This window comes from Bradyrhizobium sp. AUGA SZCCT0182, assembly GCF_018130185.1.
Taxonomy (GTDB): domain Bacteria; phylum Pseudomonadota; class Alphaproteobacteria; order Rhizobiales; family Xanthobacteraceae; genus Bradyrhizobium.
Genome location: NZ_JAFCLY010000005.1, coordinates 78,914 through 92,524, shown reverse-complemented (window position 1 = coordinate 92,524; position 13,611 = coordinate 78,914). Strand labels below are relative to the sequence as shown.

13 protein-coding genes are annotated in these 13,611 nt (G+C 62.9%); 8 read left to right on the top strand and 5 right to left on the bottom strand.

Going from position 1 to position 13,611, the window contains the following annotated elements; genetic code table 11:
* Nucleotides 1–159: 159 nt before the first annotated feature.
* From JQ611_RS07830 to JQ611_RS07805, 6 genes are all read left to right on the top strand, one after another.
* Entirely contained in the window at nt 160–1,221 is a 1,062-nt protein-coding gene (locus JQ611_RS07830) for an MBL fold metallo-hydrolase (protein ID WP_212386411.1), read from the top strand.
* A gap of 129 nt (nt 1,222–1,350) precedes the next feature.
* Nucleotides 1,351–1,599 (top strand): hypothetical protein, encoded by a 249-nt coding sequence (locus JQ611_RS07825; protein ID WP_212265245.1) that lies wholly within the window; start codon nt 1,351–1,353, stop codon nt 1,597–1,599.
* A gap of 68 nt (nt 1,600–1,667) precedes the next feature.
* On the top strand, nt 1,668–1,964 hold the full coding sequence (locus tag JQ611_RS07820; RefSeq protein ID WP_212265246.1) for a hypothetical protein: 297 nt from the start codon (nt 1,668–1,670) through the stop codon (nt 1,962–1,964).
* A gap of 26 nt (nt 1,965–1,990) precedes the next feature.
* Entirely contained in the window at nt 1,991–2,191 is a 201-nt protein-coding gene (locus JQ611_RS07815; RefSeq protein ID WP_212465083.1) for a hypothetical protein, read from the top strand.
* A gap of 221 nt (nt 2,192–2,412) precedes the next feature.
* On the top strand, nt 2,413–3,642 hold the full coding sequence (hemA, locus tag JQ611_RS07810; protein ID WP_212265247.1) for a 5-aminolevulinate synthase: 1,230 nt from the start codon (nt 2,413–2,415) through the stop codon (nt 3,640–3,642).
* 139 nt (nt 3,643–3,781) lie between these two features.
* A complete protein-coding gene (locus JQ611_RS07805) occupies nt 3,782–7,291 on the top strand; it encodes a PAS domain-containing hybrid sensor histidine kinase/response regulator (protein ID WP_212465082.1) in 3,510 nt (1,169 codons plus the stop codon).
* A gap of 32 nt (nt 7,292–7,323) precedes the next feature.
* Here JQ611_RS07805 and JQ611_RS07800 read toward each other — a convergent pair whose 3' ends face one another.
* Both JQ611_RS07800 and JQ611_RS07795 read right to left on the bottom strand, forming a co-directional pair.
* Nucleotides 7,324–7,998, bottom strand: a complete 675-nt coding sequence (locus tag JQ611_RS07800; protein ID WP_212465081.1) for an HAD family phosphatase — start codon at nt 7,996–7,998, stop codon at nt 7,324–7,326.
* Between the two features lie 16 nt (nt 7,999–8,014).
* On the bottom strand, nt 8,015–8,689 hold the full coding sequence (locus JQ611_RS07795; protein WP_212038440.1) for a response regulator transcription factor: 675 nt from the start codon (nt 8,687–8,689) through the stop codon (nt 8,015–8,017).
* Between the two features lie 367 nt (nt 8,690–9,056).
* Here JQ611_RS07795 and JQ611_RS07790 point away from each other — a divergent pair, with 367 nt between their 5' ends.
* A complete protein-coding gene (locus JQ611_RS07790) occupies nt 9,057–10,700 on the top strand; it encodes an MFS transporter (protein WP_212465080.1) in 1,644 nt (547 codons plus the stop codon).
* Nucleotides 10,701–10,929: 229 nt separating this feature from the next.
* Here the strand turns inward: JQ611_RS07790 and JQ611_RS07785 are convergent, their stop codons facing one another.
* From JQ611_RS07785 to JQ611_RS07775, 3 genes are all read right to left on the bottom strand, one after another.
* Nucleotides 10,930–11,403, bottom strand: coding sequence for a secondary thiamine-phosphate synthase enzyme YjbQ (locus JQ611_RS07785; RefSeq protein WP_212465079.1), 474 nt, complete (start codon nt 11,401–11,403; stop codon nt 10,930–10,932).
* 177 nt (nt 11,404–11,580) lie between these two features.
* Entirely contained in the window at nt 11,581–12,141 is a 561-nt protein-coding gene (locus tag JQ611_RS07780) for a hypothetical protein (RefSeq protein ID WP_212465078.1), read from the bottom strand.
* A gap of 79 nt (nt 12,142–12,220) precedes the next feature.
* Nucleotides 12,221–12,856 carry a 2-hydroxychromene-2-carboxylate isomerase gene (locus JQ611_RS07775; protein ID WP_212386406.1) on the bottom strand — a complete coding sequence of 212 codons (636 nt, stop codon included), beginning with the start codon at nt 12,854–12,856 and terminating at the stop codon, nt 12,221–12,223.
* Between the two features lie 338 nt (nt 12,857–13,194).
* Here JQ611_RS07775 and JQ611_RS07770 point away from each other — a divergent pair, with 338 nt between their 5' ends.
* Entirely contained in the window at nt 13,195–13,566 is a 372-nt protein-coding gene (locus JQ611_RS07770) for an AtpZ/AtpI family protein (protein WP_192735360.1), read from the top strand.
* Nucleotides 13,567–13,611 lie beyond the last annotated feature (45 nt).

The window sequence follows — 13,611 nt, the reverse complement described above, 5'->3', positions numbered from 1 at the left end:
CCGGAATCTCGAGATTCCCCGGTGCGCAATTGCGCACCTGAGGTTCGATGCTACGCATCGCCCCGGAATGACGGTGCAAATAATACCCATGCCTTTTATCCCACCGGGCACCTGCTTTTTCGGCTAGCGCCGCACCAATTGTGCGGGTAAGTCGGTGGGATGCACTCGAAAACCGACCCCGTTCAGTCCTCCGCCGAGGCCCTGCGATACCCCTGGGAACATCACCCCGGCCAGGATCAGGTCGTCGAGGTGCTGCCGGGCGTGTTGTGGGTCCGGCTCAAGCTGCCGTTCCGGCTCAATCATGTGAACATCTACCTGCTCGCCGACGGCGACGGCTGGGCGATGATCGATTCCGGGTTCGGCAATGAGGAAACCATCGAAGCCTGGACCACGCTGTTCGAGGGCCCGCTCCGGCACGTGAAAATCTCCCGCCTGATCGTGACCCATTCGCATCCCGATCACGTCGGTCTGGCAGGCTGGGTCACCGAGCGCTTCGACTGTCCCTTGCAGATGTCGCAGGTCGAATACCTGCAGTCGGTCTATCACCAGAACCGCGGCACCGAGGAGCGCCGCAACGCGCAGCGGCTGTTTTTCCGCCGTCACGGCATGGACGAGAGCCTGACCGACACGCTGCTGAGCCGCGGCCAGGACTATCTGAAGCAGGTGTCGATCCTGCCGCCGTCCTATCGCCGCATCGCGCATGGCGACGAGATTTCCATCGGCACGCGGCGCTTCAAGGTCATCACCGGCGGCGGACACGCGCTCGACCAGGTGATGCTGTATTGCGCCGCCGACAAATTGTTCCTTTCTGCCGACCAGGTGCTGAGCAAGATCTCGCCCAATGTCAGCGTCTGGGCGGTCGAGCCCAACCAGAACTCGCTCGGGGAATATCTGGCCTCGCTGGCGAGCCTCACCACCACGCTGCCCTATGACGTCATGGTGCTGCCCGGCCATGGCGTGCCATTCTACGGCCTCAAGACCCGGATCAAGCAGCTGGCCGATCATCACGAGGACCGCTGCCGCCTGATCGCCGAAGCCTGCCGGACCGTGCCGCAGACCTCGAAGGAACTGGTGCCGGTCGTGTTCCACAAGCACGTGCTGGACGCTCACCAGATGGGCTTTGCCGCCGGCGAACTGATCGCCCACGTCAACTACATGCTGGTCGAGGGACGTCTGACCTCAGAGGTGACCGACGGCGTGCTGTATTTCCGGACCACCTGACGCGCCCAACTAATCCATAGCTATTGGGCCTAAAAGGGCGCACGGTCGCGCCATGCTATCCCGGCTGTCGTGCCAGACGAACTTCCACATTGAAGCCTTTCCCAGCGGCGGCATTGATTTGACGCCGTCATGCTGACGCGCGCGGCGCTGCTTTTTGAGAACGGACTGCCTGATCTTCCGGCGCTGCTGATCGAGCCGCATCGCAATCCCGGCGGAATTTGGCGCATCAAATTCAGCTATGAGGCGAGCGAGCCGCTTTCGATGAGCGCGGTGCAGGCATCGAATATGGCAGCGGCGCTTCAGGAGATCGGAGAGGCCGAATTGGCTGACGAGATCGACGGCGCGCTGAAGAGCGCGGTTCGCTATTCGTCGATGTGACTTTTCTAATGTGACCTTCCGAAATGTAACTTTTTGTCCCGGGTGATTACGCCCGCAAAGGAAAATAGATGAAAATAATTGTCGCCGTCCTGGCGCTGTGCGCCTTCGCACAGAACGCGTTCGCTGCAAGCCCGGAATGCCGCGCGGTCGAAGGCAACAGCGCACGGCTCGCCTGCTACGACGCAGCGCAGCCTCCGAAAATCGCAACGCCCAAGGAAATATCCAAGGAAATATCCAGCGAAAAATCCAAGGAAAAACCCAGGGCGATCGAGAGCGACGCCTCACGACCCGAATACAAGGATCCCTTCCTCGCCGAGAACGCCCGCACCACGTCCAAACTGAACAATATCTGTCGCGGCTGCTGAGCCACGGCCGACGAAGAAGGACGACAATGGCCAAAGTGTCGAACTATCGAATCATTACCTTTCAGCGGCAGCCCGGACTTTGGCGGGCCAATATGACGCCTATCGTCCAGCCCCCGACGATCACGCGGGGCGCGGCGATCCGGGGCTTTGTGACGGCCGAAGACAGCAAGTCCGAAGACGACGCCTTGATCGCGGCCAATCGCGCCATCAGGGAACTCGATTCCTGAACCGGCTCGGCCGCCCCTTGGATTACTCGTGGTTTCAGCCGCACCGCCAAAATACCAGGACCGCAAATCGCGCCTAGCGCGTTGATCGATATCAATATTTGCCCTGCCTCGGGTGCATCCCGGAGGCCCGCTGAAATGTGGGATTTCACATAGACACCAAACCTGGAAAAGCTCTAAAAAGAGCCCACGCCGCTCCGGCCGGTTCCGTTTCAGGTCTTGTGATGGATTACAGCAAATTCTTCTCCGCCGCCCTCAACCGCCTGCATGACGAGCGGCGCTACCGGGTTTTCGCCGACCTCGAGCGGATCGCAGGCCGCTTCCCGCATGCGGTCTGGCACTCGCCGAAGGGCCAGCGCAACGTCGTGATCTGGTGCTCCAACGACTATCTCGGCATGGGCCAGCACCCGAAAGTGGTCGGCGCCATGGTCGAGACCGCGACCCGTGTCGGCACCGGCGCCGGCGGCACCCGCAACATCGCCGGAACCCATCACCCGCTGGTGCAGCTGGAGGCCGAACTGGCCGATCTGCACGGCAAGGAAGCCTCGCTGCTGTTCACCTCGGGCTATGTCTCCAACCAGACCGGCATCGCGACCATCGCCAAGCTGATTCCGAACTGCCTCATTCTGTCCGACGCGCTCAACCACAATTCGATGATCGAAGGCGTGCGCCAGGCCGGCTGCGATCGCCAGATATTCCGCCACAGCGACATGGCGCATCTGGAAGAGCTGTTGATTGCCGCAGGCCCCGACCGGCCCAAGCTGATCGCCTGCGAGAGCCTTTATTCGATGGACGGCGACATCGCGCCGCTCGCCAAAATCTGCGATCTCGCCGAAAAATACGGCGCGATGACCTATGTGGACGAAGTGCACGCCGTCGGCATGTACGGCCCGCGCGGCGGCGGCATCGCCGAGCGTGACGGCGTCATGCACCGCATCGACGTGCTCGAAGGCACGCTCGCCAAAGCGTTCGGCTGCCTCGGCGGCTATATCGCAGGGAAGGCCGACATCATCGATGCCGTCCGTTCCTACGCGCCGGGCTTCATCTTCACCACAGCGCTGCCGCCGGCGATCTGCTCGGCCGCGACAGCGGCAATCCGCCACCTGAAAACCTCGACCTGGGAGCGCGAGCGCCACCAGGACCGCGCCGCCCGCGTCAAGGCGATCCTCAACGCCGCGGGCCTGCCCGTGATGTCGAGCGAGACCCACATCGTGCCGCTGTTCGTCGGCGACCCCGAGAACTGCAAGAAGGCGTCCGACATCCTGCTCGAAGAGCACGGCATCTACATCCAGCCGATCAACTATCCGACCGTCGCCAAGGGAACCGAGCGCTTGAGGATCACGCCCTCGCCCTACCATGATGACGGCCTGATCGATCACCTGGCCGACGCGTTGCTGCAGGTCTGGGAGCGCCTTGGCCTGCCGCTGAAGCAGAAATCGCTGGCGGCCGAGTAACCCTACCAATCCGAACTCCGGGAAATTGAGCCGGTAGCGCGGTGCGCTGCCGGCTCAATGCGTTTATACTGGTGCTTCCGGTCCGGCGCGGCGGAACAAGAGGCGCCCGAACAGAGGCCGGGAAGGGAGACAGGCAGCAATGCTGCACGACTGGGGCGTGATCGCCGCCGCATTCGCCTATATCGGACTGCTGTTCTTCGTCGCCAGCTATGGCGACCGCCTGTCGCCGAGCCAACGCGGCCGCGCCAGCATGATGATCTATCCGCTGTCGCTGGCGATCTACTGCACCTCCTGGACCTTCTTCGGCTCGGTCGGCTTCGCCAGCCGCACCAGCGTCGAGTTCCTCGCGATCTATGTCGGCCCGATCCTGATGATCGGATTGTGCACGCCGCTGCTCCGCCGCGTGATCCAGCTGGCCAAATCGCAGAACATCACCTCGATCGCCGACTTCATCGCCGCCCGCTACGGCAAGAGCCAGGCGGTGGCCGCGACCGTGGCCGTCATCGCGATTATCGGATCGGTGCCCTACATCGCGCTCCAGCTCAAGGCGATGTCTTCCTCGCTGGAGACAATCCTGAGCGAAGACAAGCTGTTCTCCTCGATCCCGCTGATAGGCGACATCGCACTGGTGGTGACGCTGGCGATGGCCGTGTTCGCCGTGCTGTTCGGAACCCGCCAGACCGACGCCACCGAACACCAGCACGGGTTGATGCTGGCGATCGCCACCGAATCCCTCGTCAAGCTGGTGGCGTTTCTCGCCGTCGGCCTCTTCGTCACCTTCTGGATGTTCTCGCCGGTCGAACTGATCGAACGCGCGATGAAGACACCGGAAGCGATGCGCGCGATCAACTACTCGCCTTCAATCGGCAATTTCCTGACCATGACGCTGCTGTCGTTCTGCGCGATCATGCTGCTGCCGCGGCAATTTCACGTCAGCGTGGTCGAGAATTCCAGCATCGACGAGGTCAATCGCGCACGCTGGCTGTTTCCGCTTTACCTTGTAGCCATCAATCTCTTCGTGATCCCGATCGCGATCGCCGGCCTCGTCACCTTCCCGTTCGGCGCCGTCGACAGCGACATGTTCGTGCTGGCGTTGCCGATTGAGGGAAACGCTCCCTTGCTCAGCATCGCCGTCTTTGTCGGCGGCCTGTCGGCCGCGACCGCGATGGTGATCGTGGAATGCGTGGCGCTTTCCATCATGGTTTCGAACGACATCGTCTTGCCGCTGGTGCTGCAGCGGAGCCCGCGAACGCGCGTGGGCCAGCAGGATTTCGGCGACTTCCTGCTCAAGGTGCGGCGCTTTGCGATCTTCGCCATCATGGTGATGGCCTATTTCTACTATCGCGCGCTCGGCAGCACCCAACTGGCGGCGATCGGGCTGTTGTCGTTCGCGGCGCTCGCCCAGCTCGCACCGGCCTTCTTCGGCGGCCTGTTCTGGCGGCGGGCCACCGCGCACGGCGCCATGGGCGGCATGCTGGTCGGCGTCGCCGTGTGGACCTATACGCTGTTCCTGCCGAGCTTCCTCGAAACCACCACGGCGGGTTTGCAGTTCCTGCAGCACGGACCGTTCGGCATCGAGGCGCTGCGCCCACGGGCGCTGTTCGGCGCCGATCTGCCGCCGCTGATGCATGGCGTGCTGTGGTCGCTCGGGCTCAACATCCTGACCTACGTCGCGATGTCGATGGCGCGCCAGCCGTCGTCGATCGAACGGTTGCAGGCCGACCTGTTCGTGCCGAGCACACTGACGCCGATCACGCCGACCTTCCGGCGCTGGCGCACCACGGTCACGGTGCAGGATATCCAGAGCACGGTGGCGCAATATCTCGGCCCCGACCGCGCCCGCCAGGCGTTCGAGACGTTTACCGCCGACCATCCCGGTCATCTCGATCCGGCCGCACCCGCCGATTTCGAGTTGCTGCAGCACGCCGAACGCCTGATCGCGTCCTCGATCGGGGCGGCCTCCTCGCGCCTCGTGATGTCGCTGTTGCTGCGCAAGCGCACCGTCTCCGCCAAGGCGGCGCTGAAGCTGCTCGACGATTCCCATGCCGCGCTGCATTTCAACCGCGAGATCCTGCAAACCGCGCTGAACCATGTGCGCCAGGGCATTGCGGTATTCGACGCCGATCTGCAGCTGATCTGCTCGAACGCGCAGTTCGGCGAAATCCTCGCGCTGCCGCCGCATCTGGTCCAGCTCGGGATTCCCTTGCAGGAAATCCTCGAATTCATGGACGCCGTCAGCCCGCCCGGCTCCGGCAACAGCGACGCCCTGCTGGCGCTGCGGCTGAAAGCCTACACCACCGAGGGCGAGCCCTATCTGGAACGCCTGCCCGACCGCCACATGGTGATCGAGGTCCGCTCCAACCGGATGCCGGGCGGCGGGCTCGTGATCACCTTCTCCGACGTCACGCCGAGTTTCGAGGCGGCGGAAGCGCTGGAGCGCGCCAATGCGACGCTGGAAAAGCGGGTGCGGGACCGCACCGAGGAACTCACCCGGCTGAATTCCGAACTGGCGCTGGCCAAGAGCACCGCCGAGGACGCCAACATCTCGAAGACCCGGTTTCTCGCGGCCGCCAGCCACGACATCCTGCAGCCGCTGAACGCGGCGCGGCTTTATGTCACGAGCCTGGTCGAGCGCCAGAGCGGCGGCGAGGATTCGCGCCTGGTCGAGAACATCGACGACTCGCTGGAGGCGATCGAGGAAATCCTCGGCGCACTGCTGGACATCTCGCGGCTCGACGCCGGCGCGATGACCACCTCGATCACCCGCTTCAAGATGGCCGATTTGATGCGGTCGCTGGAAATCGAATTCGCCCCGATCGCCCGCGCCAAGGGGCTGAAGCTGACCTTCGTGCCGTGCTCGCTGCCGGTCGAATCCGACCGCGCGCTGCTGCGCCGGCTGCTGCAGAACTTCATATCCAACGCCATCAAATACACCCCGCGCGGACGGGTGCTGGTCGGCTGTCGCCGCCGCGGGCAAACCCTGCAGATCGGCATCTATGATACCGGCGTCGGAATTCCCGTGCAGAAGCGCGGCGAGATCTTCAAGGAATTCCACCGTCTCGAACAGGGCGCGCGGATCGCGCGCGGGCTCGGCCTCGGGCTCTCGATCGTCGAGCGGCTGGCGCGGGTGCTCAACCACGGCATCGCGCTGGGCGCCAATGCCGGCGGCGGCTCGGTCTTCTCGGTGACGGTGCCCGTCGCCAAGGCGGTCAACTACACCGCCGCGGTCACCAGCGCGACGCCGCTCTCGAAAACGCCGATGAGCGGCGCATTGATCGTCTGCATCGAAAACGATCCGGCGATCCTCGATGGCATGAAGACGCTGCTCACGGCGTGGGACGCCGAGGTGATCGCGGTGGCCGACCCCGAGGCCGCGATCGCCGCGATCGAGACGTCAGGCGGAAGCGTCACCGGCCTTCTGGTCGACTATCACCTCGACCGCGGCAACGGCGTCGCCGCGATCCGCGAGATCCGCCGCCGTTTCGGCGAGAATATTCCGGCCATCCTGATCACGGCGGACCGCAGTCCGAACGTGCGGGCGGCCGCGCGCGAGGAAAATATCGCGGTGCTGAACAAGCCGGTCAAACCGGCATCGCTGCGGGCGCTACTCGGCCAGTGGCGCGCCCAGCAGCTGGTCGCGGCGGAGTAGGCGCGAGCCGTAGCGCGAGATCGTAGCAACCATTACCAATCCATCGTCGCCCCGACCATCCGAGCCAATTCCGGATCGTCGAAGTTCGCGGCCGTCGTGACGGCGCCTGCCGCGACCAAGTCAGCATGAGCAAGGCTCGTTCGAATCCCAATCGTCGCGATACCTGCCGCCGACGCCGACTGGATGCCGGAACGAGAATCCTCGAACGCAACGGACAGAGCGGCTGCGGCACCCACCGCGCGCAGGCCTTCCAGATACGGCATTGGATGCGGCTTGCCGTGGGCAAGTTCATCGCCGATGACGAGCGCCTTGAACCGATCCGTGATCCCAAGTCCGGAGAGCAACATCTCGGCATTCAGCCGCGGCGCGTTGGTAACCGCGACCATGGGGATGCCAGCGCGATCCGCGCGCGCAAGCAGCGCCAGCAGGCCGGGCAATGGCTGGACTTTCCCGGCAACGAGCTTGCGGAAGGTTGCCTCCTTCTCGCCGATGATCGCCGTCTGGCGCGTCGGTGGTTCCTCGGCCAGAAACCGCGCGCTGATCGAGGCATTGGAGAAGCCCTGAAGCTCTTTGGTGAAGCGCACGTGATCAAAGGTGTGACCGCGGGGACCCAGGACCTGATTGAACGCTTCCAGATGAAGCGCATCGGTGTCGGCCAGCGTGCCGTCGATGTCGAACAGCAGCGCTTTCCCTGATACTGGCGGCATTCGGATTGCTTTGCCGTTACGCCGTCGGCGTACCCTGGCGCCACTGGCCGCCGGAGATTTTCGCGGCTGCGATCACGGCCTGGGTACGGCTTTCGACGCCGAGCTTCTGCAGGATCGCCGAGACATGCGCCTTGATGGTCGCTTCCGAGACGCCGAGTTCATAGGCGATCTGCTTGTTGAGCAGCCCCTCCGACAGCATCATCAGCACCCTCACCTGCTGCGGGGTCAGCGTCACCAGCCGGTCGCGCAGCCGCGTCATGTCCGGGTCGGCGGCGGAAGACAGGTCGGTGTCCTGCGGAACCCAGACGTCGCCTTCCATCACCTTCATGATGGCGTCGCGCAGCGTCTCGACCCCGAAGCGCTTGGGAATGAAACCGGAGGCGCCGAAATCGAGCGACCTTCGAATGGTTCCGGCGTCGTCGCTGGCGGAGACGATCACGACCGGAATCGCCGGATATTGCGCGCGCAGGTAAATCAGGCCGGAGAAGCCCGAGATCCCCGGCATGGTCAGATCGAGCAGGATCAGATCGACGTCGGAGTCCCGTTCCAGCAGCGCCGTGAGGTCGTCGAACGAGCCCGCCTCGCTGATCACGGCCGAGCTGACGACACTCGCGACCGCTTGCCGCAGGGCGTCGCGGAACAGCGGGTGGTCATCGGCGATGACGAGATGGGTGCTGGCAACGGTCGTCATGATGTCTCGCAATCGGCTTGCGGTAAGCCCGTAATCGCTTTGTCTCCCGGCAGGCGGCCACGTGCAAGAGCGCAATCCTATCACGTCTGAAAGCAGTTAATCCGACCGCTTGTGCGCCGCAATAGTGCGGGCTGACCGACCCGATCCGGGTCAGGATCGACGGTGCCGGGATGCCCGACGCCACTGTTGCAGCCGTGCAAAGGGCCAAAAGTCGTATTGGGGCAGGTTTCACGGGGATGTTACCGTAAGACGAAGCCCACAGCTCAATCCGGCCAAGTTCGGCGACGGGCGGACTTTGCATCAATAGATATTCAGGGGAGCGATCGAGATGTCCACAATGGCTGCAACATCCACGCGAACGGGGGGAATGACGAAGGACGAACGTTTCGTCATTCTGGCTTCGTCACTCGGCACGGTTTTCGAATGGTATGATTTCTACCTGTTCGGTTCGCTTGCCAGCGTGATCGGCGCGCAATTCTTCGGCGTCATTGATCCCGCAACCAATCAGCCGATGTTCAACCAGGCCACCCGCGACATCTTCGCGCTGCTGGCGTTCGCCGCGGGCTTCATCGTCCGCCCGTTCGGCGCCATCGTGTTCGGCCGGGTCGGCGACATCGTCGGCCGCAAATACACCTTCCTCGTCACCATCCTGATCATGGGCCTGTCGACCTTCATCGTCGGCATCCTGCCCAATGCGGCGACCATCGGCATCGCGGCGCCGATCATCCTGATCGGCTTGCGACTGTTGCAGGGCCTCGCACTCGGCGGCGAATACGGAGGTGCGGCGACCTACGTGGCCGAACATGCCCCGATGGGCAAACGCGGCTATTACACCTCGTTCATCCAGACCACGGCAACGCTCGGCCTGTTCCTTTCGCTGCTGGTGATCCTGTTCACCCGTACCGCGCTAGGCGAGCCTGATTTCGCCGCATGGGGTTGGCGTATTCCGTTCCTGGTGTCGGTCTTGCTGCTCGGCATCTCGGTCTGGATCCGGCTTCGCCTGAACGAATCGCCGGTGTTCCAGAAGATGAAGGACGAGGGCAAGAGCTCAAAGGCGCCGTTGACCGAAGCCTTCGCCAACTGGAGCAACGCCAAGATCGTCATTATCGCGCTGATCGGCGGCGTGATGGGCCAGGGAGTGGTCTGGTACACGGGCCAGTTCTACGCGCTGTTCTTCATGCAATCGATCCTCAAGGTCGACGGTTACACCGCCAACCTGCTGATCGCCTGGTCGTTGCTGTTCGGCACCGGCTTCTTCATCGTGTTCGGCGCGCTGTCCGACAAGATCGGCCGCAAGCCGATCATTCTGGCAGGCTGCCTGATCGCGGCGCTGACCTTCTTCCCGATCTTCAAGATGATCACCACCAACGCCAACCCGGCGCTGGAAAAGGCCATCGAGACGGTCAAGGTCGAGGTGGTCGCCGATGCCAAGGCCTGCGGCGATCTGTTCAACCCGGTCGGCACCCGCGTCTTCACCGCGCCTTGCGACACCGCTCGCGCCTATCTCGCCCAGCAGTCGGTCAAGTATACGACCCGCTATGAAGGCACCGGCGTGAAGGTCGTCGTCAACGGCAAGGACGTGGCTTACACGGATGCCAAGACATCGAACCCGGCGGTGCTGGCGGCGGTGCAGGGCGCAGGCTATCCGAAGGCCGGCGACGCCCAGATCGTGAAGATGGCGCACCCGTTCGACATCTTCAAACCGCGGGTCGCGGCGGTGATTGGGCTGTTGTTCATCCTGGTGATCTTCGTCACCATGGTGTACGGGCCGATCGCGGCGATGCTGGTCGAACTGTTCCCGACCAAGATCCGCTACACCTCGATGTCGCTGCCCTACCACATCGGCAACGGCTGGTTCGGCGGTCTCTTGCCCGCGACCTCGTTCGCGATCGTGGCTTCGACCGGCGATATCTACGCAGGTCTCTGGTACCCGATCATCTTCGCATCGATCACCGCGGTCGTCGGCTTCTTCTTCCTGCCGGAAACCAAGGACGTCGACATCACGAAGTAACCGGATTTCGTCCGGCGGGAAGCCGGCGGACGATCACAACACGAACCGGCCGCGGAGCGATCCGCGGCCGGTTTTGTTTTTAAAGCGTTTTCGAGCGAAGTGGATACCGGTTCGCACAGCAATCAAGTTTACGCAGATTGCGTAGACTTATCTGCGGTAGAAAACGCGTCAAAGCAAGAGTCTAGAGCTTCGGTTCTGATGCAATCAGAACCGAAGCTCCCGGCGCGCATCAGGCGCTGCTGCCGATAAACTGCAGCACGATCTCGCGCCGATGCGGCCGCGCCCGATGCTCGATCAGATAGATCCCCTGCCATGTTCCCAGCGCCAGCGCCCCGCGCAGCACCGGGACCTGCAGCGAGGTCGCGGTCAGCATGGTCTTGATGTGCGCGGGCATGTCATCGGGGCCTTCGGTCTCATGGCGCCATCCGGCATTTTCGGGCGCGGCCCGGTTCAGCGCCGTCAAGAGATCGCCCAGCACCGTCGGGTCGGCATTTTCCTGGATCGTGAGCGACGCCGAGGTGTGACGGATGAACAGCGTCACCGCCCCTTCGCGCGCGCTGGCCTCGCGCACGAATTTTGCGATCTCGGCCGTGAGGTCGGTAAAGCCCGGTCCCGGGGTTTGTACAGTCAGCAGCGAGGAGGTGACGCTCGTCGCGGTGACGCTGGAGGATGGCGTGCGGGACAGCGATTTGGATGATGTCATGAGAACCAATCTCTCCGTCGTCCCGGCCTTGAGCTCAGATGCGCAATTGCGCATCGGGGGACCCATACGCCGCGGCCGTGCTGATGAAAGGCAGTGGTCGACGACTTCCTCGAACAACAACGCCCTGTGGTTATGGGTCCCGGCCTACGCCGGGACGACATATGGAAAGAGCACGGCTCAAATCCTGCCGTTGACGTCCTTCTGCACGCGGTTGGCCATCTCGATCAACCGCCGCCAGGCCCGCTCCAGGAACGACATCATGCGATCCATGTCGCGATCGCTCGGCAGTGGAATTTCGATCTTGCGTTCGCCCTCGGCGATCTTTGGGTCGTTCTTGGGGTCGTTCTTGGGCTCGTTCTTCTTCAGCGAGTCGGATTTCGGCATCGGCTCTTCGATCTTGCCGGCAACGGTTGGTTCGCGCGAAGCAAGGTCCTTCCTGAGTTTTTCGTTGTCGGCCTGCAGCCGGCCGATCTCCGTATCCAGCGCCGCACGCTCGTCGGGCACCGCGTAACAGGCCCAGCCCGCGCCCGAATTGCTGCAGGTCGAAATCGCGCCGGTTCGGGTATCGAGCCGCAGCACGCCATCCGCCGTCGAGGACAGCGCATAACGGCCATTCTCGGTATCCGGCATTGCCTTCGGAGGCGCGGCGTTGGCGCCGGCAACACCCAGCACCAGCATGGCGGTAGCGGAGAGAAACAACCTGCAGAGAAACGTTCTGGAGGACGACGCTGTGCTCATGGGCTTGCTCCGCCTTAAGGACAGTACCGGTTTCCTCAACCGCCAGGACACACACAGAGGCGCATCACGCAACGCCTCTTCACGCAACACCCTGGACCTTTGAGCTATAGGCCGCGCGGCCGGACTTCAACGCGTCTCCCAGCAATTCTATCCGGTCCTGTCCCCAGAACACTTCGCCATCCAGCACATAGACCGGCGAGCCGAACACGTCGGCCGCCAGCGCATCCTGGCGATTCTGCTCATAGGCTGTGCTGATCGCCTCGGCGGCGGATCGCTCCACCAATTGCTTGCCGGGCAGCCCGGATTCGTCGGCCAGTTGCGCAATCGTCGCGGGATCGGCCAGATTGAGCTGATCCTCCCACACGCCGGCAAAGCCCCGCCGCAGAAACCGTTCGGGATCGAGCCCCGCCTCGATCGCCGCGATCACGACGCCGTCGGCGAGCCGTGCGTTGAACGGCCAATTCGCGGGTTGAAGATGGAATTTCAGGCCGCGCTTGTCGCGCCAGCGCTGCAGCTCGACCATCCGGTAGCGCTGCCGTACCGGATGGCGTTTCATCAGTGGCAACCCGCCGGTTTCCGAGAACAGATCGACCAGCACCACGGGCTTGTGATTTACCTTGAGATCGTAGGTACTTACGAGATCGCTAAACGGCCCATGGCCGATATAGGCCCACGGCGATTGAAACGAGAAATAGTAATCGACCTGGCGCGGCATGCGGGCTCCGGGAACGGCTGATGATAGGCGCTAGCGGCATCCCAACAGGTCAGCCGAATCGGCGCAAGATCGCCCCTTGCCGCGCCATGGCCTTTTGTTCGAGCGGTTTTCCGGGCGCGAACCAGCCTCTGCTCCACTTCAAAACGCTTTTGCTGCTGCACTGCGATGACGGGTCCACAGGGTCGTGGAATATCTCTAAATAAATTCAGTGAAATCAATGCACTAACTGGTTACGGCGCAATCTTGACTTGATTAGACGCGGTAAGTATGGTCCGCGCGGCTTTTAAGGGTGACGGGCGTAATTTCCATCAACCGCAGCATCGTTTAATGTCTTGGGCATGGCCGAAGACAAAAGCGACAACGCAGGTGGAAATCGCGATCAATCGTCGTCCGATGAAGCTGCGCTTTCCGCAAGGCTCGGAAGTCTCGATCACCGGTTGTCCGAAATTCGTGACAGCCGAAAAATCAGGACTGATCAACCCGGTACTGAAAGCGGCGACAGGGCGGCCAGAGCTTCGGCGATGGCGCTTGGTTTCCGTCTTTCCTCGGAGTTGGTTGCGGGCGTTGCCGTCGGGGCAGGGATTGGCTGGGGTTTCGACTGGTTGTTGTCGACATCGCCGTTCGGTTTCATCGTGTTTTTGCTGCTCGGCTTCGTCGCCGGCGTGGTCAACGTGGTGAGATACGCGGGCGTAGCCTCGGGCAAACGCTGAGCGCCGACGGGAAGTCACGACATTTGAAATTCGATTGCCGGCAAG

What these genes read in the sequence shown, in the direction of transcription:
- JQ611_RS07830 (WP_212386411.1), top strand. Translation starts at nt 160, where the DNA reads ATGCACTCGAAAACCGACCCCGTTCAGTCCTCCGCCGAGGCCCTGCGA.
- JQ611_RS07825 (WP_212265245.1), top strand. Translation starts at nt 1,351, where the DNA reads ATGCTGACGCGCGCGGCGCTGCTTTTTGAGAACGGACTGCCTGATCTT.
- JQ611_RS07820 (WP_212265246.1), top strand. Translation starts at nt 1,668, where the DNA reads ATGAAAATAATTGTCGCCGTCCTGGCGCTGTGCGCCTTCGCACAGAAC.
- JQ611_RS07815 (WP_212465083.1), top strand. Translation starts at nt 1,991, where the DNA reads ATGGCCAAAGTGTCGAACTATCGAATCATTACCTTTCAGCGGCAGCCC.
- hemA (WP_212265247.1), top strand. Translation starts at nt 2,413, where the DNA reads ATGGATTACAGCAAATTCTTCTCCGCCGCCCTCAACCGCCTGCATGAC.
- JQ611_RS07805 (WP_212465082.1), top strand. Translation starts at nt 3,782, where the DNA reads ATGCTGCACGACTGGGGCGTGATCGCCGCCGCATTCGCCTATATCGGA.
- JQ611_RS07800 (WP_212465081.1), bottom strand. Translation starts at nt 7,998, where the DNA reads ATGCCGCCAGTATCAGGGAAAGCGCTGCTGTTCGACATCGACGGCACG.
- JQ611_RS07795 (WP_212038440.1), bottom strand. Translation starts at nt 8,689, where the DNA reads ATGACGACCGTTGCCAGCACCCATCTCGTCATCGCCGATGACCACCCG.
- JQ611_RS07790 (WP_212465080.1), top strand. Translation starts at nt 9,057, where the DNA reads ATGACGAAGGACGAACGTTTCGTCATTCTGGCTTCGTCACTCGGCACG.
- JQ611_RS07785 (WP_212465079.1), bottom strand. Translation starts at nt 11,403, where the DNA reads ATGACATCATCCAAATCGCTGTCCCGCACGCCATCCTCCAGCGTCACC.
- JQ611_RS07780 (WP_212465078.1), bottom strand. Translation starts at nt 12,141, where the DNA reads ATGAGCACAGCGTCGTCCTCCAGAACGTTTCTCTGCAGGTTGTTTCTC.
- JQ611_RS07775 (WP_212386406.1), bottom strand. Translation starts at nt 12,856, where the DNA reads ATGCCGCGCCAGGTCGATTACTATTTCTCGTTTCAATCGCCGTGGGCC.
- JQ611_RS07770 (WP_192735360.1), top strand. Translation starts at nt 13,195, where the DNA reads ATGGCCGAAGACAAAAGCGACAACGCAGGTGGAAATCGCGATCAATCG.